General features: G+C 67.0%; 20 protein-coding genes. 14 read left to right on the top strand and 6 right to left on the bottom strand.

All coding sequences use genetic code 11. The features are described from left to right. Positions 1-55: 55 nt before the first annotated feature. Positions 56-952: a dihydrodipicolinate synthase family protein gene (locus LC039_RS23180; RefSeq protein WP_226628653.1), complete on the bottom strand. Its 897-nt coding sequence runs from the start codon at positions 950-952 to the stop codon at positions 56-58. A gap of 11 nt (positions 953-963) precedes the next feature. Continuing rightward, positions 964-2706 carry an L-arabinonate dehydratase gene (gene araD, locus LC039_RS23175; RefSeq protein WP_226628647.1) on the bottom strand — a complete coding sequence of 581 codons (1743 nt, stop codon included), beginning with the start codon at positions 2704-2706 and terminating at the stop codon, positions 964-966. A gap of 249 nt (positions 2707-2955) precedes the next feature. Between araD and LC039_RS23170 the strand changes: the two genes are divergently transcribed. The 14 genes from LC039_RS23170 (at position 2956) to LC039_RS23105 (ending at position 16843) form a co-directional block, all read left to right on the top strand. Further along, on the top strand, positions 2956-4005 hold the full coding sequence (locus LC039_RS23170) for a hypothetical protein (protein ID WP_226628645.1): 1050 nt from the start codon (positions 2956-2958) through the stop codon (positions 4003-4005). A gap of 77 nt (positions 4006-4082) precedes the next feature. After that, positions 4083-4502: a tripartite tricarboxylate transporter TctB family protein gene (locus tag LC039_RS23165; RefSeq protein WP_226628644.1), complete on the top strand. Its 420-nt coding sequence runs from the start codon at positions 4083-4085 to the stop codon at positions 4500-4502. A 10-nt stretch (positions 4503-4512) separates the two neighbouring features. After that, entirely contained in the window at positions 4513-6009 is a 1497-nt protein-coding gene (locus LC039_RS23160; RefSeq protein ID WP_226628642.1) for a tripartite tricarboxylate transporter permease, read from the top strand. A 40-nt stretch (positions 6010-6049) separates the two neighbouring features. After that, positions 6050-7087: a LacI family DNA-binding transcriptional regulator gene (locus LC039_RS23155; protein ID WP_226628641.1), complete on the top strand. Its 1038-nt coding sequence runs from the start codon at positions 6050-6052 to the stop codon at positions 7085-7087. 235 nt (positions 7088-7322) lie between these two features. Beyond that, positions 7323-8195, top strand: coding sequence for a PaaX family transcriptional regulator C-terminal domain-containing protein (locus LC039_RS23150; protein WP_226628640.1), 873 nt, complete (start codon positions 7323-7325; stop codon positions 8193-8195). A 134-nt stretch (positions 8196-8329) separates the two neighbouring features. Continuing rightward, positions 8330-9535, top strand: a complete 1206-nt coding sequence (gene pcaF, locus LC039_RS23145; protein WP_226628639.1) for a 3-oxoadipyl-CoA thiolase — start codon at positions 8330-8332, stop codon at positions 9533-9535. Positions 9536-9558: 23 nt separating this feature from the next. Beyond that, a complete protein-coding gene (gene paaA, locus LC039_RS23140; protein WP_226628638.1) occupies positions 9559-10557 on the top strand; it encodes a 1,2-phenylacetyl-CoA epoxidase subunit PaaA in 999 nt (332 codons plus the stop codon). 25 nt (positions 10558-10582) lie between these two features. Then, the gene (gene paaB / locus LC039_RS23135) at positions 10583-10870 is read left to right on the top strand and encodes a 1,2-phenylacetyl-CoA epoxidase subunit PaaB (RefSeq protein WP_226628637.1); all 288 of its coding nucleotides are present in this window, start codon (positions 10583-10585) and stop codon (positions 10868-10870) included. Further along, positions 10870-11724, top strand: a complete 855-nt coding sequence (paaC, locus tag LC039_RS23130; RefSeq protein ID WP_226628636.1) for a 1,2-phenylacetyl-CoA epoxidase subunit PaaC — start codon at positions 10870-10872, stop codon at positions 11722-11724. The genes paaB and paaC overlap by 1 nt, the downstream gene beginning before the upstream one ends. A gap of 5 nt (positions 11725-11729) precedes the next feature. Beyond that, entirely contained in the window at positions 11730-12251 is a 522-nt protein-coding gene (gene paaD, locus LC039_RS23125; protein ID WP_226628634.1) for a 1,2-phenylacetyl-CoA epoxidase subunit PaaD, read from the top strand. Positions 12252-12317: 66 nt separating this feature from the next. Next, positions 12318-13394: a 1,2-phenylacetyl-CoA epoxidase subunit PaaE gene (paaE, locus tag LC039_RS23120; RefSeq protein ID WP_226628633.1), complete on the top strand. Its 1077-nt coding sequence runs from the start codon at positions 12318-12320 to the stop codon at positions 13392-13394. Continuing rightward, complete coding sequence (locus LC039_RS23115; protein ID WP_226628632.1) at positions 13384-14136, top strand: Phenylacetic acid catabolic protein; 753 nt, start codon at positions 13384-13386, stop codon at positions 14134-14136. Before paaE ends, LC039_RS23115 begins: the two co-directional genes overlap by 11 nt. Positions 14137-14153: 17 nt before the next feature. Beyond that, the gene (gene paaZ / locus LC039_RS23110; protein WP_226628631.1) at positions 14154-16223 is read left to right on the top strand and encodes a phenylacetic acid degradation bifunctional protein PaaZ; all 2070 of its coding nucleotides are present in this window, start codon (positions 14154-14156) and stop codon (positions 16221-16223) included. Between the two features lie 2 nt (positions 16224-16225). Beyond that, complete coding sequence (locus tag LC039_RS23105) at positions 16226-16843, top strand: transferase hexapeptide repeat family protein (protein ID WP_226628625.1); 618 nt, start codon at positions 16226-16228, stop codon at positions 16841-16843. Here the strand turns inward: LC039_RS23105 and LC039_RS23100 are convergent. The 4 genes from LC039_RS23100 to paaG all read right to left on the bottom strand — a co-directional run bounded on the left by LC039_RS23100 (position 16827) and on the right by paaG (position 20102). After that, positions 16827-17426: a TetR/AcrR family transcriptional regulator gene (locus LC039_RS23100; RefSeq protein ID WP_226628624.1), complete on the bottom strand. Its 600-nt coding sequence runs from the start codon at positions 17424-17426 to the stop codon at positions 16827-16829. The two genes, LC039_RS23105 and LC039_RS23100, sit on opposite strands and share 17 nt — an antisense overlap. 90 nt (positions 17427-17516) lie before the next feature. After that, positions 17517-18824 carry a phenylacetate--CoA ligase PaaK gene (gene paaK / locus LC039_RS23095; protein WP_226628623.1) on the bottom strand — a complete coding sequence of 436 codons (1308 nt, stop codon included), beginning with the start codon at positions 18822-18824 and terminating at the stop codon, positions 17517-17519. Positions 18825-18845: 21 nt separating this feature from the next. Beyond that, on the bottom strand, positions 18846-19286 hold the full coding sequence (paaI, locus tag LC039_RS23090; RefSeq protein WP_226628776.1) for a hydroxyphenylacetyl-CoA thioesterase PaaI: 441 nt from the start codon (positions 19284-19286) through the stop codon (positions 18846-18848). A gap of 21 nt (positions 19287-19307) precedes the next feature. After that, entirely contained in the window at positions 19308-20102 is a 795-nt protein-coding gene (gene paaG, locus LC039_RS23085) for a 2-(1,2-epoxy-1,2-dihydrophenyl)acetyl-CoA isomerase PaaG (protein WP_226628622.1), read from the bottom strand. Positions 20103-20193: the final 91 nt, after the last annotated feature.

Here is a 20193-nt window from a genome sequence, read left to right as displayed (position 1 = left end):
GGGGGCAGAGGGAAACTTGGGGGAGGGGCGCCGGTGCGGCGCCCCGGGAGGCGGATCAGATCAGGCCGTTGGTCTTCAGGAAGACCTGCAGCTTGTCCTGCTGCGCCGGGGTCAGCGGCCAGGCCGAGGGCGGACGCGTGGCACCGCAGTCAAAGCCGGTGGCCTGCAGCGCGGCCTTCACGCCGGTCACATTGGTACCGTTCATCTCTTCGGCGCGGATGTCCTCGAAGGCCTGCATCTCGCCGATCAGCCGGTTGGCCTCGACATAGTCCGACGCCTCGAGCGCGGCGTGGATCGCCAGCGAGCGTTCGGGCCAGACGTTGATCAGACCCGAGGTGAAGCCGCGGGCGCCCACCGCGTAGAAGGTCGGCGCCCAGACCTCGGCGAGACCGCCGACCCAGGTGATCGAGGGATCGCAGGCGGCCTTGGCGGCGGCGAGCTTCTGCGGGTTCGGGGTGGCCCATTTCACGCCCTTCACGCCGGGCACGGCGCAGAGATCGGCGATCGCCTGCGTGCCGATCGCATCGTTGCGCAGGTAGAGCATCATCGGCAGCCCGCCCGAGGCATCGGCGATGGCCTTGACGTAATCCACCGTGCCGCGCGGTGCGACGAAGGGGTCGGGCGGCTGGTGGATCATCAGTGCGGTGGCGCCGGCCTCGGCGCTGGCCTTGGCCAAGGCGCAGGCATCGCGGACGCCGCGGCCGATGCCGGCCAGCACCGGGGCGCGGCCGTCGACCATGGCGCAGACCTCGCGGGCCATGGTGATGGCCTCGTCGGTGGTCAGCGCGTAGAACTCGCCGGTGTTGCCGTTGACCACGGGCATGTGCAGCCCGGCGCCGAGCGCGCGGTCGATGATCGGCGACAGCTTGGCAGGGGCAATCTCGCCCGCCTCGTCATAGGGGGTGACAAGGATGCCGGAGATGCCGGCGAGGGCGGTATCGAGATCGAGCATGAGAATCCTCCTCAGAAAATGTCGGGTTCGCCCGCGGTGCGGCCGAAATCGCGTTCGAGGTAGTCGAAGTCGCAGCCCTTGTCGGCCTGGGTCACGTGCCGGGAGAACATGTAGCCCCAGCCCCGCTCGAACCGCGGTTCAGGCTGTTTCCATTCGGCCTTGCGGCGGGCGATCTCCTGCTCGTCCACCATCATGTCGAGCCGGCGGTTGGGCAGGTCGAGCCGCACGATGTCGCCGGTCTTGAGCAGCGCCAGCGGACCGCCGACGAAGCTCTCGGGGGCCACGTGCAGCACGCAGGCGCCGTAGGAGGTGCCGGACATGCGGGCGTCGGAGATGCGGAGCATGTCGCGGTGGCCCTGCTTGATCAGTGCCTTGGGGATCGGCAGCATGCCCCACTCGGGGAAGCCCGGCCCGCCCAGCGGCCCTGCGTTGCGCAGCACCAGAACGTGGTCGGGGGTGACGTCCAGGTTCTCGTCGTCGACCGCGGCCTTCATCTCGGGGTAGCTGTCGAAAACCAGTGCCGGGCCTTCGTGCACGTGGAACTTGGGATCGCAGGCGGCCGGCTTGATCACCGCGCCGTCGGGGCAGAGGTTGCCGCGGAGTAGCGCCAGCGAGCCCTCGTGGTAGACCGGGTTCGACAGCGGACGGATCACGTCGTCGTTGTACACCTGCGCGGTCTCGATCTCTTCGCCCAGCGTGCGGCCGGTGACGGTGACGCAGGAGGTGTCGAGCATGTCTTCCATCTGCTTCATCAGCGCCCGCAGGCCACCGGCGTAGAAGAAGTCCTCCATCAGGTAGTCCTTGCCCGAGGGGCGGACGTTGGCGATCAGCGGGGTGACCCGGCCGAGCGCATCGAGATGGTCGAGCGTGAGGTCGACCCCGGCGCGGCGGGCCATGGCGATCAGGTGCACCACCGCGTTGGTCGAACAGCCGGTGGCCATGGCGACCTTGGCGGCGTTCTGCACCGAGGCGGGGGTGATGATCTGGTCGGGGGTCATGTCTTCCCAGACCATCTCGACCACGCGGCGACCGCAGTCGGCGCCCATGCGCTGGTGGCCCGAATCGACCGCGGGGATCGACGAGGCGCCGGGCAGGGTGAGGCCCATGGCATCGGTGATCGCGGTCATGGTCGAGGCGGTGCCCATGGTCATGCAGGTGCCCGCCGAGCGCGCGATGCCGCCCTGGAAGCCGAGCCATTCCTCGTCGGTGATATTGCCCGCGCGGCGCTCGTCCCAGTATTTCCAGGCGTCCGAGCCGGAGCCGAGGATCTTGCCGGCGAAATGGCCGCGCAGCATCGGGCCCGCAGGCAGGTAGATGAACGGCACGCCCGCCGAGATCGCGCCCATGACAAGGCCCGGGGTGGTCTTGTCGCAGCCGCCCATCAGCACCACGCCGTCAAGCGGGTGGGCGCGAATCTGCTCCTCGGTCTCCATCGCCAGCATGTTGCGATAGAGCATGGAGGTGGGCTTGTTGAAGCTCTCGTCCACCGACAGCGCGGGCATCTCGACCGGCAGGCCGCCGGCCTGCAGCACGCCGCGCTTCACGTCCTTGACGCGCTCGGGGAAGTGGCTGTGGCAGGAGTTCAGCTCCGACCATGTGTTCAGGATGCCGATGATCGGCTTGTCGCGGAATTCCTCTTCGGAATAGCCGAGCTGCATCATCCGCGAGCGGTGCCCGAAGCTGCGCAGATCGTCAGGGGCGAACCAACGCGCGCTGCGCAGCTGCTCCGGGGTCTTGCGTGGCTTGTGCGACATGATTCTCCTCCGTCTCATCGCGGTCATTGGCTAGGATGTATGCGCATACATCATTGGGCGTCAAGCAATTCACGGGACATTGATCTTAAAATTAACGTTTTCCAGAAATCCTTGACAGAGGGGGTCCGAGTGTGATCTTGAACTATGTATGCGCTTACATAGCGTATGGCCAACGTAGCCCGGGCGCGAGACAGGAGACCGTTTGGGCATAGAAAAGCCGGCCGCATCGCGGCCCATCGGGAGGAAACGATGAAATTTAACCGCAGAACCCTTCTTGCCGCCGCTTCGGCCGCGGCCCTGGTTGCAGCCCCGCTCGTTGCCGAGGCGCAGAACCTGCCGCGCAACATGCGCATGGTGATCGGCTCGAAGTCGACCGGCGGCGACACCTACCAGAACTCCGCGATCGTCGCCGAGGCGCTGTCGGAAAAGCTGGGAATCAACATCAAGGTCGACGCCGTCGGCGCGTCCGAGGCGTTCAAGGCGCTCGGCCGTGACAAGCGCGGCACCACGATCATGATCTTCCACGACCAGAGCTACCTCGGCAATCTCTACGGCGTGACCGGCTACGACGATCCCTTCGCCAATTACGCGGTCGGCCCGACCGTGGCGATCAACCCGGGCAACGCCTACCTGGTGCCCGCCGACAGCCCCTACCAGACGATGGAAGACATTCTCGCGGCGGCCGAGGCCGGCACCCGCGTGCGCGTCGCCATCCAGCCGGGCGGCGTGTCGGAGATCGGCTTCTCGGCGATGAAGAACGCCGCCAAGCTGCGCGCGCCGGGCTCGGAAGAGAACATCGTCGCGGTGAACACCGGCTCGCAGTCGGACAAGAACCAGGCGATGTGGGACGATCTGGCCGATGTGATCAACGGCTCGATCCAGGCCAACGAGCAGTTCACGCAGCTCGACGCGTCGGACGAGAAGGCGATGCGCTTCGTGTGGATCACCGCGCGCCCTGAAACGCTCGAGCAGGCCCCCGAGGCCGGCATGGGCGGGACCACCCGCGACGACATGCTGAGCTACGCCAGCCCCGAGACCTCGGTGCCGGTGAGCGACAGCGCGGACTTCACCTTCGACAAGGAATTCTTCTTCCTGTTCAACAAGGACATGGATCCGGAGGTGATCGACGCCATCGACGGTGCGCTGGCCGAGATCTTCGAGGAAGGGAACATCCAGGAGCGCCAGAAGGAAGCCTTCTTCATTCCCAACTACCTCTCGACCGAAGATGCCCGCGCGCATCTGAACGAGAAGCGCGACACCTACAAGACGGTGATCGAAGACATCTCGTCCGGGTCCTGATAGCCAGATGACATTCGGTCCGGCCGGGCCCAGCCCGGCCGGACCCGCTGACTCAAGCTACCCATAGGGAGGACCCAATGGGCGACCTTACCCGTGTGACCATCGACTTCGACACGTCACACTTGATTTTCCCCACCATCATCGCGATCGTCCTCGGCCTGCTCGGCCTTGCCATCGTGATCCGCGACCGCGCGCGCATCGCGGCGTCGGGCAGCTACTGGCGCGAGTCCTGGTCGGCGATGGACAAGCCGCGCTTCCTCGGCGCGCTGGCGCTGACGCTGCTCTACTTCTCGCTGATGGTACCGGTGGGTGACATCTGGCCGAACACCGGCATGGGCTTCCTGCTGTGCTCGGTTCCCTACGTGCTGGCGACCGGCATCCTGTTCATGCACGAACGGGGGTTCCGGCAAATCCTGCCGCTGCTGATCGTCGCGCTGGTCGGGCCCACCTTCGTCTGGTGGCTGTTCACCTATCCCCTCTTCCTGACTCTGCCCTGAGGGATACGTCATGTTCGAGATTCTTACCCCGCTTTTCGTCTCGCTGATCGTCGGCGGCACGCTGATCGGCATCATCTTCGGCGCTATCCCCGGCATGACCGCCACCATGGCCGTCGCCGTGTGCCTGCCGCTGACCTATTCGCTGGGCCTCGAGAACGGGCTGGCGCTGCTGCTCGGCCTCTACGTCGGCGGCATCTCGGGGGGCCTCGTGCCCGCCATCCTGCTGGGCATTCCCGGCACGCCGAGTTCGATCACCACAACCTTCGACGGCTATCCAATGGCGCAGAAGGGCGAGGGCGAGAAGGCGCTGCGCATCGGCATCGTCGCCTCTCTCGTCGGCGGCCTCATCTCGCTGCTGGTGCTCGACCTCTTCGCGCCGACGCTGGCTGATTTCGCCATCAAGTTCTCCTACGTCGAGAAGTTCCTGATCATCTTTTTCGCCCTCACCGTCATGGCGGCGCTGTCCTCGGACATGCTGCTCGGCATCTTCTCGGGCGTGCTGGGGATCTTCATCAGCCTGATCGGCACCTACGACATCTCGCGCGGGGGCAACGGCGAGCTGCGCCTCGTGCCGCCGGGCACCGAGTACTGGCTGGAGAGCGGCTTCTCGCTGCTGCCCGTGCTGATCGGCCTCTTCGGTCTTGCGGCCATCCTCGAGCAGGCCGAGATCGGCGTGCCCAAGGGCCATTCGACCAAGGACATCAACGTCGGCAAGCACTCGCGCTTCTCCTTCGGCATCTTCAAGGGTCAGAGCATCAACCTCGTGCGCTCGTCGCTGATCGGCACCTTCATCGGCATCCTGCCCGGCGTCGGCGGCTCGGCGGCTTCGATCATCAGCTACACCAACGCCAAGACCTTCTCGAAGCGCCCCGGCAACTTCGGCAAGGGCGAGCCGGCGGGCATCATGGCGTCGGAAGCCGGCAACAACGGTCTCACCGGCGGGGCGCTGGTGCCGCTGCTGTCGCTGGGCATTCCGGGCGACTCGACGACCGCGCTGCTCATCGGGGCCTTCACCCTGCAGGGCATCCAGGTCGGCCCGCTGTTCATCGGCAACAACCCGGGCACCTGGGACGCGATGATCATCGCCATGCTGATCGCCAACATCGCGATGTTCGCCATGATGTATTTCGCCATCCGCTACTTCGCGCTGGTGGTGACCATCCCCAAGCACATCCTCTTCCCGGTCATCCTGATGATGTGCGTGATCGGCGCCTACACGATCAACTACGGCATCATGTTCGACGTCTGGACGCTGCTGATCTTCGGGGTGCTGGGCTGGCTCTTCACCAAGCTGCGACTCGAGGTGGCGCCCTTCATCATCGGCTTCATCCTCGGACCGTCCGCCGAGATCTACTTCATCAAGAGCCTCGAGAGCTTCGGTGACGCGACGATCTTCTTCACCAAGAGCTGGATTGCCGTGGTTCTTTGGATCCTCATCGCGGGATCGGTTGCAGGCGCCGCGCTGATGTCGAAAAAGAACAAAGAGATTTCGGACGAGGCCGTCTGAGGCTTGCGCCCGGGCCGCCGCTGGCAGAAAGTTGCGCGCGATGGGCGAGGAGCAGGAAAAGAAACCGCGGGCCGGGCGCAAGGTCCAGGGCCGCGGAGTGACCATGGAGACGGTGGGCAGGCTCGCGGGCGTGAGCCAGGTCACCGTCTCGCGGGCTTTGTCGGACCCGACAAAGGTCTCTGCCGCGACGCTGGCGAAGATCCGCGAAGCCATCGCGCAGACCGGGTTCGTGCCCAACGCGCTGGCCGGGGCGCTGGCCTCCAGCAAGTCGATGCTGATCTCGGCGCTGGTGCCCTCGATCACCAATATCGTCTATTCCTCCATGGTGAAGGCCTTCTCGGAAGAGATGCGCGGGGCGGGCTACCAGATCCTGCTGTCCGAGACCGGCTTTGGCACCGAGGACGAGGAAAAGCTAATCTCGGCGCACCTGTCGCGGCGGCCCGACGCGATGTTCCTGACCGGCATTCACCATTCGGCGCAGTCGCGGCGGATGCTGCTCGGCGCCGAGATCCCGGTGGCCGAGGTCTGGGACATCACCGACAGCCCGATCGATTTCTGCGTCGGCTTCAGCCACGTCGAGACCGGCCGCGCGGTGGCCGACTTCGCATGGAAGGCGGGCTACCGGCAGGTCGGCACGGTCTCGGCCGGTGACGAGCGCGCCCGGCGCCGCAGCGAGGCCTTCGTGCAGGAATGGCAGAGGCATGTGCCCGGCGATGTGCCGCGGGCGCTGTTCGAAGCGCAGGCATCGCTGGCCAACGGTCGCGCGGCCCTGCGGCAGCTGCTCGAGCAGGGGTTCAGCGGCGGTCTGATCCAATGCTCGTCGGACCTGCTGGCGCATGGCGTGCTGGTCGAGGCGCAGGCGCAGGGCTTCGACGTGCCGGGACAGATCGCGGTGGTCGGTTTCGGCGATCAGGACTTCGCCGCCTCGGTCGAGCCGCCGATCACCACGGTTCGTGTCGATATGGCGGCCTTTGGTCGCGCGGCCGCGCAGGCCATGCTGGCACGGCTGCGCGGCGACACGGATGGCCCGCTGGTGATCGACCTCGGCTTCGAGGTTGTGCAGCGCCGCTCGGCCTGACCCGCACCTGATCCGAAAGCCGGGGGCGACTGCCGCCCCGCACAGCTCGGGCCGCGCTTGGTCCGGCGCCGGAACGGCGCAGGCTCGCGCCGCCTCCGGGCCGCGGTATAGCGGTTCCCGCCGTAAACACGGCACGTTTGTGCGCATCAATATGAAAATGATGTGACATATTGAGCGGTGTTCCCTAGAGTGGCGGTGCCCGGCAGCGTGCCGGCCTGGCTTTTGGGGGCATGCGATGAATGAGGCTGCAGGACAGTTTTCGGCAGATTGGGAGCCGGCATTGGCCGAAGCCCCGCGCGCGCCCGCTTTCATCGTCACGCTCTATGGCGACGTGGTCGAGCCGCGCGGCGGCATGCTCTGGATGGGCACGTTGATCGAATGCTGTGCGGCGCATGGCCTGAACGAAAGCCTCGTGCGCACGGCGGTCTCGCGCCTTGTCGGGTCTGGCCGTCTCGAGGGCGTGCGTATCGGGCGAAAGAGCTATTACCGCCTGTCCGATGCAGCACGGGACGAGTTCCGCGATGCTGCGCGCCTGTTGTTTTCACCACCCCCGGCTCCCGAGGACTGGCTTCTTTGCCTGTCCGACGGGCTTCGGGAGGCCGATCTTCCCGAGGCCTGGGCGCGCCTGTCGCCAAACGTTGCCATTGCCCCCAACCGGGAGGACGTGGTGCCGCTTGAAGGCGTTCTGATGCGGGCAAAGCAGCTCGAGGGGCATGGGGATCTGCGCACCCTTGCGCGCGAGAGGTGGGGGCTGGAAGACGTTGCGGCCGCCTACGAGCGTTTCGTGAACCGGCACAGCGGGCTCATCGACCGGATCGCCGATGGTGCGCCGCTGAGCCCGGCGGAGTCGCTCGCCTTGCGGCTTCGCCTGGTCCACGATTACCGGCACGCAGCGCTTAGTGACCCGCGTCTGCCGCGCGCCGCCTGGCCGACGGAGTGGCCCGCGGAGTGGGCTCGCAAGCTTTTCGTCAGGGCGTACCTTGGCCTGTCTGATCAGGCGGATGCCCATGTTGGCGCGGAATTTCTCAATCCTGACGGCACCTTGATGGCGCGCAACGCGGAAACGGACCGGCGCCTGTTCCAACTCAAGCGGGAGGCGGCATCCTAGAAGCACGCGGAGGAGAGGAGACATCACGCCAATGTTTAACAATGCTATTAACACGTGCCGGTTTCCGTGCTAAATAGCTGACCGAACGGTCGGTCATTAAAGGCCAACATCGATTCTCGAGGGAGGAGGTTCGGATGTCCGAGGCATTCATCTGTGACGCGGTGCGCACCCCTGTCGGTCGCTACGGCGGGGCGCTGTCCAGCGTGCGCGCCGACGATCTGGCTGCCGTGCCACTGGCGGCGCTGATGGCGCGCAACGCGTCCGTCGACTGGGCCAGCGTGGATGACATCATCCTCGGCTGCGCCAACCAGGCCGGCGAAGACAATCGCAATGTGGCGCGCATGGCGGGCCTGCTGGCCGGCCTACCGATCCAGGTGCCGGGCACCACGGTCAACCGCCTCTGCGGTTCGGGCATGGATGCCATCGGTCTCGCGGCGCGCACGGTCCGCGCTGGCGATGGCGACCTGTTGCTGGCCGGCGGCGTCGAGAGCATGAGCCGGGCTCCCTTCGTGGTGGCCAAGGCGGGATCGGCTTTCTCGCGCAATGCCGAGATGTATGACACCACCATTGGCTGGCGCTTCAAGAATCCCAAGCTCGACAAGGTCTTCGGCACCCATTCGATGCCCGAGACCGCCGACAACGTGGCCGAGGATTACGGCGTCAGCCGCGCCGATCAGGATGCCTTTGCCGTGCGGTCGCAGGACCGCTGGGAGGCAGCCCAGAAAGCGGGCGTCTTCGCCGAGGAGATCGTTCCGGTGACGATCCCGCAGCGCAAGGGCGATCCGCTTGTGGTGGACACCGACGAGCACCCGCGTCCCGGCACCACGGTCGAGAACCTCGCGCGGCTGCGCGGCGTCAATGGTCCGGATCTCAGCGTTACTGCGGGCAATGCCTCGGGCGTGAACGATGGCGCGGCGGGGGTGATCGTCGCCTCCGAGGCCGCGGCGGCGAAGAACGGGCTCACCCCGCAGGCGCGCATCGTCGCCATGGCGGCGGCGGGCGTCGCGCCCCGGGTCATGGGCATCGGCCCGGTCCCGGCGACCCGCCGGGTCCTCGCCCGTGCCGGCATGACGCTGGACCAGATGGATGTGATCGAGCTCAACGAGGCCTTTGCGGCGCAGGGGCTCGCGGTGCTGCGCGAGTTGGGCCTGCCCGACGACGCCCCGCATGTGAACGCCAATGGCGGCGCCATCGCCATGGGCCACCCGCTCGGCATGTCCGGGGCGCGGCTCGTCCTGACCGCGACCCGGCAGTTGCACCGCACCGGCGGCCGCTACGCCCTCTGCACCATGTGCGTGGGCGTGGGGCAGGGGATCGCGATGATCCTCGAACGTATCTGACCCCTCAGCAAGGAGGCACGACCATGTATGCACAGATGGTGAAATCGGAAGGCATGAAGTCGCTTGAGGAAATGAGCCCCGAGGAGCGCGCCTTTCAGGAGCGGGTCGACCGCGGCGAGAAGATCGAGCCCAAAGAGTGGATGCCCGAGGGCTACCGCAAGACGCTGATCCGCCAGATCGGTCAGCACGCGCACTCGGAAATCGTCGGTCAGTTGCCCGAGGGCAACTGGATCACCCGCGCGCCGACGCTCGAGCGCAAGGCGATCCTGCTCGCCAAGGTGCAGGACGAGGCTGGGCACGGGCTCTACCTCTACTCCGCCGCCGAGACGCTGGGCGTCAGTCGCGACGAGCTGTTCGAAAAACTGCACTCCGGCGCGATGAAATACAGCTCGATCTTCAACTACCCGACGCTGACCTGGGCCGACATGGGCGCGGTTGGCTGGCTGGTCGACGGCGCGGCGATCATGAACCAGGTGCCGCTGCAGCGCACCTCCTACGGTCCCTACAGCCGCGCAATGATCCGCATCTGCAAGGAAGAGAGTTTCCACCAGCGGCAGGGCTACGCGATCATGATGAAGATGGCGCAGGGCACGCCCGAGCAGAAGGAAATGGCGCAGGATGCGCTGAACCGGTTCTGGTACCCCTCGCTGATGATGTTCGGCCCGTCCGACAAGGACTCGGTGCACTCCGCGCAGTCGATGGCGTGGAAAATTAAGATGAACACCAACGACGAGCTGCGCCAGAAATTCGTCGACGAGACGGTGCCGCAGGCCGAGTACCTCGGCCTCACCGTGCCCGACGAGACGCTCACCTGGAACGAGGCGCGGGGTCACTACGATTTCGCCGAGCCCGACTGGGCCGAGTTCTTCGAGGTGATCAAGGGCAACGGCCCCTGCAACGAGGAGCGCCTCGGCGCTCGGCGCAAGGCCTGGGACAAGGGCGCGTGGTTCCGTGACGGGCTCACCGCCTATGCCGAGAAGGCCGCCGCCCGCCGCGCGGCATCGAACGTGGCCGCCGAGTAAGCGCGCGCATTGAGGAGGATGTGACATGACCAAGAAAGAATGGCCGCTCTGGGAGATCTTCATCCGGGGCCAGCACGGGCTGAACCACCGCCACGTCGGCAGCCTGCATGCGCCGGACGCCGAGATGGCGATCAAGAACGCCCGCGACGTCTACACCCGCCGCAAGGAAGGCGTGTCGATCTGGGTGGTGCCCTCGTCGGCGATCACCGCCTCGGCGCCCTCCGAGAAGGGGCCGCTGTTCGATCCCGCCGAGAGCAAGGTCTACCGCCACCCGACCTTTTTCGACATTCCCGATGAAGTGGGGCACATGTGATGCCCTCGCTTCCCAATGCCGCAACGCCGGATGTGGCCCGGCTCGCCGAGCGCGCCGCCGCCGCGCAGTCGCATGATCCGCATGTCGCGGACGTGGCGCTGAAACCCGCCTTCTTCGACTGGCTATGCCGGATGGGGGACAATTCGCTGATCCTCGGCCACCGCATCTCGGAATGGTGCGGCCACGGCCCAGTGCTGGAAGAGGACATCGCGCTGGCCAATACCGCGCTCGACCTCATCGGCCACACCCAGATGTGGCTCGGCCTTGCCGCCGAGGTCGAGGATGCGGGGCGCAGCGCCGACGAGCTGGCCTTCCTGCGCGACGCGATGAAGTTCCGCAACCTCAAGCTGGTGGAGCTGCCGAACGGCGACATGGCGGTGACGCTGATGCGCGAATTCCTGTTCGATGCCTTCCACTTCGAGCTGCTGACCGCGCTGACCAAATCGTCGAGCCCGCGCGTCGCCGAGATCGCCGCCAAGGCGCTGAAAGAGGTGTCCTACCACCTCGAGCGGTCGTCGGATCTCGTGGTCCGGCTGGGCGATGGCACCGAGGAGAGCCACAACCGTATGCAGGCGGCGCTGAACAAGGTCTGGGGCTACACCGGCGAGATGTTCGCTGCCGACGCGGTCGACGAGGCGGTCGCCGAGGCAGGCATCGCGCCCGCGCTCGCGGACCTGCTGCCGCTCTGGCAGCGCACCGTCGGCGAAGTGCTGGACGAGGCGACGCTCAGCCAGCCCGAGCAGCGTTTCGACGCGCAGACCGGCGGCAAGCAGGGGCGCCACACCGAGCACCTTGGCTACATCGTTGCCGAGATGCAGTTCCTGCAGCGCGCCTACCCGGGCGCAAGCTGGTAGGGCCGATGACCGCGGTTCTGCCATCCACCGAGCAGGTCTGGGACTGGCTGGGCGAGGTGCCCGACCCCGAGATCCCCGTCGTCTCGGTCACCGAGCTGGGCATCGTGCGCGAGGTCCGCTGGGAGGGCGAGACGCTGGTGGTGGCGGTGACGCCGACCTATTCCGGTTGTCCCGCCACCTCGGTGATCGACCTGATGATCGAGACCCACCTGCGCGAGAAGGGCATCACCGACCTGCGGCTGGAACGCCGCCTGTCGCCGCCCTGGACCACCGACTGGGTGACCGAGGCGGCGCGCGACAAGCTGCGCGCCTACGGCATCGCACCGCCGGTGGACGGCACCGCCTCGGACGGCCTGATGGCGGGCCGCGCGGCGCGGCTCTCGGGCCGGTCGAACCTGGTCATCGCCTGCCCGCGCTGCGGCTCGTCGCACACCGAGCGGGTCAGCCAGTACGGCTCGACCCCCTGCAAGGCCAGCTACCGCTGCCGCGACTGCCTCGAGCCCTTCGACTACTTCAAGTGCCACTGAGCCATTTCGATGCCCCGGCGGGGCATCCCCTAGCTACGTCCCTGTCCAGACAGGAGGAGGTCTGACATGCCCCGTTTTCATCCCCTCGAAGTGACCGACGTCCGCCGCGAGACCCGCGACGCCGTGGTGGTCACGCTCAAGCCGCGCGCCGAGGACGCGGAGAATTTCGGCTTCACCCAGGGTCAGTACCTGACCTTCCGCCGCGACTTTGATGGCGAGGAGCTGCGTCGCTCTTACTCGATCTGCGCCGGGCTCGACGAGGGCTGCCTCAAGGTCGGCATCAAGCGCGTTGACGGCGGTGCCTTCTCGACCTGGGCCAACGAGGATCTGAAACCCGGCGACACGCTCGACGCCATGGTGCCGCAGGGCCGGTTCTTCAGCGTGCTCGATCCGCCGAGCGCCAAGAGCTACCTCGGCTTCGCCGGCGGCTCGGGCATCACCCCGGTGCTGTCGATCATCAAGACCGTGCTGTCGCGCGAGCCCAATGCCACCTTCACGCTGGTCTACGCCAACCGCCAGGTCGGCTCGATCATGTTCCGCGAGGAGCTGGAGGACCTGAAGAACACCTATCTCGGCCGTTTCTCGGTAATCCACATCCTCGAGAGCGAGGGGCAGGAGATCGACCTCTTCACCGGCCGCATCGACGCCGAGAAGATGGACATGCTGTTCCGCCTCTGGATCGATGCCGAGAGCGTCGACACCGCCTTCATCTGCGGCCCCGAGCCGATGATGCTGACCATCGCGGAAAGCCTGCGCCAGGCCGGTCTGACCGACGCGCAGATCAAGTTCGAGCTCTTCGCCTCGTCGCAGCCGGGCCGGGCCAAGAAGCGGGCGGTCTCTCAGCAGGCCGCCGCCGCGGGCAACACCTGCGAGGTCTCGGTCACGCTCGACGGTGCGACCCGCACCTTCCAGATGCCGAAGGACGGCACCGCCGTGCTGGACGCGGCGATCGAGAACAACATGGACGCGCCCTATTCGTGCAAGGCCGGTGTCTGCTCGACCTGCCGCGCCAAGGTGCTCGAAGGCGAGGTCGAGATGGAGATCAACCACGCGCTCGAGGACTACGAGGTGCGCGCCGGCTACGTGCTGTCGTGCCAATGCATTCCGCTCTCCGACAAGGTGGTGCTCAGCTATGACGAATGACACCGACACCATGCCCATCGCCGATTATCTCGCGCAGGGCGGCAAGCTGACCTCGCCTGAGAACGTGCCGCCGCGCTTCCGCGGCGAGCTGCTGCGGCTGATGTCCTCCTTCGTCGACAGCGAGCTTGCGGGTTCCGCCGGCTTCGCCGAGGCGATCAACTGGGCGCCGGGCATCAAGGCGCGCATCGCCGCCAGCCGGATCACCCTGGAAAAGGCCGACCATGCCGAGCGCGTGCTCGACCTGATGGAAGGCTTCGGCACCGACAAGGCGCTCTACGAACGGGCGCACGACTGGGCCGCGCGCGAGAGCCGCGACAGCACGCTCGAGGCGAAGCGCCACGGCGGCGACATGCGGCTCTCGGTCTTCCACTACCCGCTGACCGGCTGGACCGACGCGGTGGTGATGAACGTGCTCATGGGGCTGGCGACGCAGCACGCGGTGGGCGAGCTGGCGCGCTGCTCCTACCAGCCCTTTGCCGAGGTGCTGCGCGACATTCTCCCGCGCGAGAAGCGGCACATGGAGTTGGGGATCGAGGGACTCGAGCGGATCGGGGCGACGGACGAGGCGCGGGCCTCGGTCGCCTACTGGATGCCGCGCGTGGCCGAGACCTTCGGCCCGGCCGTGTCCGAGCGCTTCGAGAAGCTCAAGGCCATGGGCCTGCGCCACACGGACAACGAGACGCTGCGCGCTGCGTGGCGCGCCGAGGCGGAGAGCACGCTTTCCGGCCTTGGCCTGAACTGAACAGGAAGGACGAGCAAATGCTGGATACGGGACGCACCGCGCGCCGCCTCGAGAGCTACGTGCAGGGCGCATGGCGCGCCGGGCAGGGCGCGGGCAAGCCGCTCGCCAATGCCGCGACCGGGGAAGTGCACGCCTTTATCGGTTCCGACGGGCTCGATTTCGCCGGGGCGCTGGACTGGGGCCGCGAGGTCGGCGGCAAGGCGCTGCGCCAGTACACCATCCACGAGCGGGCGCTGATGCTGAAAGAGATCGGCCTCAGGCTCATGGAGATGAAAGACGAGTTCTACGCCGAGAGCCTCGCGACCGGCGCCACAGCGCGGGACGCCTGGCCGGACATCGACGGCGGCATCGGCACCATGCTGACCTTCGCCTCCAAGGCGCGGCGCGAGCTGCCCAATGCCAAGGTCATCCCCGAGGGTCCGGTCGAGGGGCTGTCGCGCGACGGCAGCTTCGTCGGCCAGCACATTCTGGTGCCGATGCAGGGCGTGGCGATCCACATCAACGCTTTCAACTTCCCGGTCTGGGGGATGCTGGAGAAGATCGCCCCCACGCTGATCGCCGGCATGCCCTGCCTCGTCAAACCCGCCTCGGCCACCGCCTACCTGAGCGAGCTGGTGGTGCGCCGCATCCTCGAGCTGGGCATCCTGCCGGACGGCGCGCTGCAGATCGTCTGCGGCGGCGTCGGCGACCTTCTGGACCACGTGACCGGGCAGGACATCGTGACGTTTACCGGCTCGGCCACGACCGGGCGCAAGCTGAAGTCGCATCCGGCGATCGTCGAGAACTCGGTGCGCTTCACCATGGAGGCGGACAGTCTCAACGCCGCGATCCTTGGTCCCGACGCGGCGCCGGGCACGCCGGAGTTCGATCTCTTCGTCAAGGAAGTGCACCGCGAGATGACCGCCAAGGCGGGGCAGAAATGCACCGCGATCCGCCGCGTTCTGGTGCCCAAGGCACACGAGCAGGCGGTGATCGAGGCGCTGTCCGAGCGGCTCGGCAAGACGCCGCTGGGTCTGCCGGACGATGCCAATGCGCGGATGAGCGCGCTGGCTTCTTTGGGCGACCGTCAGGGCGTGCGCGAGAAGATCGCCGAGATCGCCCGCGAGGCGGAGATCGTCTTCGGCGATCCCGAGAAGGTCGAGGTGGTTTCCGGCGATGCCGAGGCGGGCGCCTTCCTCAACCCGGTGCTGCTGCGCTGCGCCGAGCCGTTCAAGGCCGCGGCCCCGCATGACATCGAGGCCTTCGGCCCGGTGGCGACGGTGATGGGCTACGAGGGCATGGACGAGGCGGTGGCGCTTGCGATGAAGGGCAAGGGGTCGCTGGTCTCCTCGGTCTTCACCAACGACCCCGACGTGGCGGCCGACCTGGTGATCGGCGTCGCGCCCTTCCACGGGCGGGTGATGCTGGGCAACCGCGACAGCGCCAAGAGCTCGACCGGCCACGGCGCGCCGCTGGCGCCGCTGGTGCACGGCGGGCCGGGCCGCGCGGGCGGCGGCGAGGAGATGGGCGGCATGCGCGGGGTGAAGCATTTCATGATGCGCACCGCCGTGCAGGGCACGCCGCGGCTGCTCTCGGCGGTCACCGGCGAATGGGTCGCGGGCGCACCGGCCGAGCAGGGCACCCACCCGTTCCGCAAGTCGCTGGCCGAGCTGAACATCGGCGACCAGCTGATCACCGAGCGCCGGGTGATCACCGAGGAAGACGTCGAGCACTTCGCGCATTTCACCGGCGACACCTTCTACGCGCATATGGACAGCGAGGCCGCCAGGGCCAACCCGTTCTTCGACGACCGCGTGGCGCATGGCTACCTCATCGCCTCTTTCGCGGCGGGTCTCTTCGTGCAGCCCGATCCCGGCCCGGTGCTGGCGAACTACGGCGTCGACAACCTGCGCTTCCTGACCCCGGTCTACTTCGGCGACAGCCTGCAGGTGCAGCTGACCTGCAAGCAGATCAACCCGCGCGAGGGCACGGTCTACGGCGAGGTCCGCTGGGATTGCCGCGTCACCAACCAGAAAGACGAGGTGGTGGCCGAGTACGACGTGCTGACCATGGTGGCCAAGAGCTGGCCGCTGCCGCAGGAGGGCTGAACATGGCGATCTGGTCCTGGGACGGGGTGGTGCCGGTGGTGGTCCCCTCGGCCTTCGTCCACCCCGAGGCGGTGCTGATCGGGGACGTGATCGTGGGGGCCGGCTGCTACGTCGGCCCCGGCGCGGTGCTGCGCGGCGATTTCGGGCGGATCACGCTGCATCCCGGCTCGAACGTGCAGGAGACCTGCGTCGCCCATGCCTTCCCCGGCAAGGACGTCGTGGTCGAGGAGCGCGGTCACGTCGGACACGGCGCGGTGCTGCACGGCTGCCACATCGGGCGCAACGCGCTGATCGGGATGAACGCCGTGGTGATGGACGAGGCGCGGATCGGCGAGAACAGCATCCTCGGCGCCATGGCCTTCGTGCGCGCGGGGATGGAGATTCCGGCGAATGTCATGGCCGTCGGCGCGCCCGCGAAGGTGCTGCGCGATCTGACCGAAAAGGAAATCGACTGGAAGTCGCGCGGCACGGACGTCTACCGGCAGCTTGCGGTGGACGCCAAGACCAAGCTCGCCCCGGCGCAGCCGCTGGCGGAGGTGGAGGAAGGGCGCCGCCGCGTGACGGCGCCCGAGTACGATCCCCTGGTGGTCGAGCGCGCGGCGCTCAGCGGACGCCCTTGACCCCCTCGAGGATCAGCGTCGTCGCCACGCGGGCATAGTCCTCGCGGCTGATCTTGCCGCCGTCGCGGAACCACATGTAGACCCAGTTCATCATGCCAAAGAGCGACATGGTGACCGGCATGAGAAGCGGCCGTTCCGGCGTGTCGAGCTGCGGGTGTATCTCGTTCAGAACGTTCGAGAAATGCTTGACGATGCGGCGCTCTATCTTGGTGATGCCGGCCTTCTGCTCGTCCGAGAGCGCGGGGCCGGCGTTGAGCTGGACCTTGTGCTGGTCGTCGGCGCCCTTGTAGGCGTCGAGCACCGTCATCACCAGCTGCTCGAGCCGATCGCGCGGCGGCAGGGCGGGGTCGTCTGCCTCTTCCAGCGCCGCGTCGAGCTCGTCGAGATGGCCTTCGATGATCGCGAAGATCAGCGCGTCCTTCGACGGGTAGTAGTGGTAGAGCAGCGACTTGGAGACCCCGGCCTCCGATGCGATCTGGGACATGGACGCCTTCTCCATCCCCTGCGTCGCAAAGACGTTGGCGGCGGTCAGGAGCAGCTGGTGCTGCTTTTCCTCGAAGTCGCTGGCGCGCGTTCTTGCCATATGCGCGAATGCTCCTCTTGGTCCGGCGGGGGAATGGCGGCGCGCCAGTCCTTACCCGCCGGACGGGGTATTTTCTAGCCTGCCCGGAGGTTACTTCGGGCGGTTGTCGACGACGCGCTTGGCCTTGCCTTCGGAACGGGCAACGCTCTCGGGATCATGCACCTCGATCTTGGTCGAGACACCGACCACCGACTTGATGTGATGCGACAGCTCCTTCGCCGAGGCGGCGCGGGCGTCCGCATCGCAGCGGGCCGGGGTGCATTCGACGTGCACGGTCATGATGTCCATGCGGTCCTTGCGGCCGAGCTCGATCTGGAAGTGCGGCGCGAGGCCCTCGCATTTCAGGATCTGCTCCTCGATCTGCGTCGGGAAGACGTTGACGCCGCGCAGGATGATCATGTCGTCGCTGCGGCCGGTGATCTTCTCGATCCGCCGCATCGAGCGCGCGGTGCCGGGCAGGATGCGGGTCAGGTCGCGGGTGCGGTAGCGCACCATCGGCAGGCCTTCCTTGGTGAGCGTGGTGAAGACCAGCTCGCCCATCTCGCCGTCGGGCAGCACATCGCCCGTCGTGGGATCGATGATCTCGGGGTAGAAGTGGTCTTCCCAGACGTGCAGCCCGTCCTTGGTCTCGACGCATTCGTTGGCGACGCCAGGGCCCATGATCTCGGACAGGCCGTAGATGTCGACCGCGTGCATGTCGAGGGCCTGCTCGATCTCCTCGCGCATGGCGTTGGTCCAGGGCTCGGCGCCGAAGATGCCGACCTTCAGCGAGCTCTGCCGCGGGTCGAGGCCCTGGCGGCGGAACTCGTCGAGGATCGAGAGCATGTAGGAGGGGGTGACCATGATGATCTGCGGGCGGAAGTCCTGCATCAGCGTGACCTGGCGCTCGGTCATGCCGCCGGAGATCGGCACCACGGTGCAGCCGAGCCGCTCGGCGCCGTAGTGGGCGCCGAGACCGCCGGTGAAGAGACCGTAGCCGTAGGCAACGTGACAGATGTCGCCCTTGCGGCCGCCCGAGGCACGGATCGAGCGCGCCATGCAGTCGGCCCAGGTGTCGATGTCCTTCTGCGTGTAGCCGACCACGGTGGGCTTGCCGGTGGTGCCGGACGAGCCGTGGATGCGGACCAGCTGCTCGCGCGGGACGGCGAACATGCCGAACGGGTAGGTGTCGCGCAGGTCCTGCTTCATGGTGAAGGGGAACTTGGCGAGATCGGCGAGCGTCTTGAAGTCGTCCGGATGCGCGCCATGCGCGTCGAAGCGCTTGCGATAGAAGGGGGAATTCTCGTAGGCGTGGCGCAGCGACCAGGCCATGCGCTTCTGCTGAAGCGCGGAAATCTCGTCACGGCTGGCGATCTCGATCGGATCGAGGATCTCCTTCATGGGGGTCATGTCTGTCATGGTCTCTCCTCCCTTCAAAGGTCAGCCCTCCGCCCGCGTTTCGGGCAGCAGGGGCCGGTTGAGCGTCCGCGAATGGCCGCGGAATTCTGCGATAACGGTCCCGTCCTCCCGGGATACCGTAACGTCATAGATGCCGGAGCGGCCCTTGCGCGACACCTCGCGCGCGGTGGCCGTGAGCCGGTCCCCGAGCGCGCCCGGGGTAATGTAGGTGACCGAGCAGTGCTGCGCGACGGTCATCTCGTTGTAGGTGTTGCAGGCAAAGGCAAAGGCGCTGTCGGCGAGCGTGAAGAGATAGCCGCCGTGGGCATTGCCGTGGCCGTTGGTCATCTGGTCGCTCAGCTCCATCTCGAGCGTCGCATGGCCGGGCGCGATGTGGGTCAGCGTCATGCCGAGCCGCTGCGAGGCGCTGTCGGAATTCCACATCTCCTTGGCGCAGGCTTCGGCGAGATCCTGTGGGGTCATGCTCTGGATGTCCTTCATGGCTCACTTCCCCCGGAAGCTGGCGGGACGTTTCTCGAGGAAGGCGGTCACGCCCTCGGCATAGTCGTCGGACCGGCCCGCTTCGCGCTGGCAGTCTCGCTCGCGGTCGAGATGGGTGTCGAGATCGTTCGTCGCGGCGTCCTGGATCAGCCGCTTGGTCAGCCCCAGGCCCAGCGTCGGCCCGGCGGCGAGCTTGCCGGCCAGCGCCTCGGCCTCGGCCATCAGCGTGTCGTCCTCCAGAGCCTTCCAGATCAGCCCCCAGTCGGCGGCGGTCTCGGCCATCAGCGGCTCGGCGGTCAGGGTCAGCGCCTTGGCGCGCGGCTCGCCGAGGATCCGGGTCAGCGACCAGCTGCCGCCGGCGTCAGGGATCAGGCCGATCTTCGAGAAGGCCTGGATGAACTTCGCCGATTTCGCCGCCAGCACGATGTCGCAGGCAAAGGCGATGTTGGCTCCGGCGCCCGCCGCCACGCCGTTCACGGCGCAGATCACCGGCTTTTCCAGCGCGCGGATCAGGCGGAGGGTCGGGTTGTAGAAGGTCTCGATGGTGTGGCCCAGGTCGGGCTTGGGCCCGCCCTTGCGCGGGTCGCGGTCGCCGAGGTCCTGCCCGGCGCAGAAGCCGCGCCCGGCACCGGTCAGCAGCACGGCGCGAATCGAGTCGTCATCATGCGCACGCTGGATTTGAGCGCGCAGGGCAAGATGCATCTCCTCGTTGAAGGAGTTGAGCTTTTCCGGGCGGTTGAGCGTCAGTTTCAGAACGCCGGAGTCCAGCTCCGCCAGCACGGTTTGCGATGTCGTCATGTGATCCTCCCAGCCCCCCTCCACGGGGCCTGTGAGATTTACTGTTGCATAAACCGACCGGACGGTCAATGATACTGGTCAAGCTTTGGGA

Origin of the sequence: Alloyangia pacifica (assembly GCF_020524285.1) — a bacterium.
GTDB lineage: Bacteria > Pseudomonadota > Alphaproteobacteria > Rhodobacterales > Rhodobacteraceae > Salipiger > Salipiger pacificus_B.
The sequence above is the reverse complement of the archived record's forward strand: the minus strand, read 5'-3'. Positions and strand labels throughout refer to the sequence as shown.

Coding starts and splice junctions, on each gene's coding strand:
- LC039_RS23180 (WP_226628653.1), bottom strand. CDS start 952: ATGCTCGATCTCGATACCGCCCTCGCCGGCATCTCCGGCATCCTTGTC.
- araD (WP_226628647.1), bottom strand. CDS start 2,706: ATGTCGCACAAGCCACGCAAGACCCCGGAGCAGCTGCGCAGCGCGCGT.
- LC039_RS23170 (WP_226628645.1), top strand. CDS start 2,956: ATGAAATTTAACCGCAGAACCCTTCTTGCCGCCGCTTCGGCCGCGGCC.
- LC039_RS23165 (WP_226628644.1), top strand. CDS start 4,083: ATGGGCGACCTTACCCGTGTGACCATCGACTTCGACACGTCACACTTG.
- LC039_RS23160 (WP_226628642.1), top strand. CDS start 4,513: ATGTTCGAGATTCTTACCCCGCTTTTCGTCTCGCTGATCGTCGGCGGC.
- LC039_RS23155 (WP_226628641.1), top strand. CDS start 6,050: ATGGGCGAGGAGCAGGAAAAGAAACCGCGGGCCGGGCGCAAGGTCCAG.
- LC039_RS23150 (WP_226628640.1), top strand. CDS start 7,323: ATGAATGAGGCTGCAGGACAGTTTTCGGCAGATTGGGAGCCGGCATTG.
- pcaF (WP_226628639.1), top strand. CDS start 8,330: ATGTCCGAGGCATTCATCTGTGACGCGGTGCGCACCCCTGTCGGTCGC.
- paaA (WP_226628638.1), top strand. CDS start 9,559: ATGTATGCACAGATGGTGAAATCGGAAGGCATGAAGTCGCTTGAGGAA.
- paaB (WP_226628637.1), top strand. CDS start 10,583: ATGACCAAGAAAGAATGGCCGCTCTGGGAGATCTTCATCCGGGGCCAG.
- paaC (WP_226628636.1), top strand. CDS start 10,870: ATGCCCTCGCTTCCCAATGCCGCAACGCCGGATGTGGCCCGGCTCGCC.
- paaD (WP_226628634.1), top strand. CDS start 11,730: ATGACCGCGGTTCTGCCATCCACCGAGCAGGTCTGGGACTGGCTGGGC.
- paaE (WP_226628633.1), top strand. CDS start 12,318: ATGCCCCGTTTTCATCCCCTCGAAGTGACCGACGTCCGCCGCGAGACC.
- LC039_RS23115 (WP_226628632.1), top strand. CDS start 13,384: ATGACGAATGACACCGACACCATGCCCATCGCCGATTATCTCGCGCAG.
- paaZ (WP_226628631.1), top strand. CDS start 14,154: ATGCTGGATACGGGACGCACCGCGCGCCGCCTCGAGAGCTACGTGCAG.
- LC039_RS23105 (WP_226628625.1), top strand. CDS start 16,226: ATGGCGATCTGGTCCTGGGACGGGGTGGTGCCGGTGGTGGTCCCCTCG.
- LC039_RS23100 (WP_226628624.1), bottom strand. CDS start 17,426: ATGGCAAGAACGCGCGCCAGCGACTTCGAGGAAAAGCAGCACCAGCTG.
- paaK (WP_226628623.1), bottom strand. CDS start 18,824: ATGACAGACATGACCCCCATGAAGGAGATCCTCGATCCGATCGAGATC.
- paaI (WP_226628776.1), bottom strand. CDS start 19,286: ATGACCCCACAGGATCTCGCCGAAGCCTGCGCCAAGGAGATGTGGAAT.
- paaG (WP_226628622.1), bottom strand. CDS start 20,102: ATGACGACATCGCAAACCGTGCTGGCGGAGCTGGACTCCGGCGTTCTG.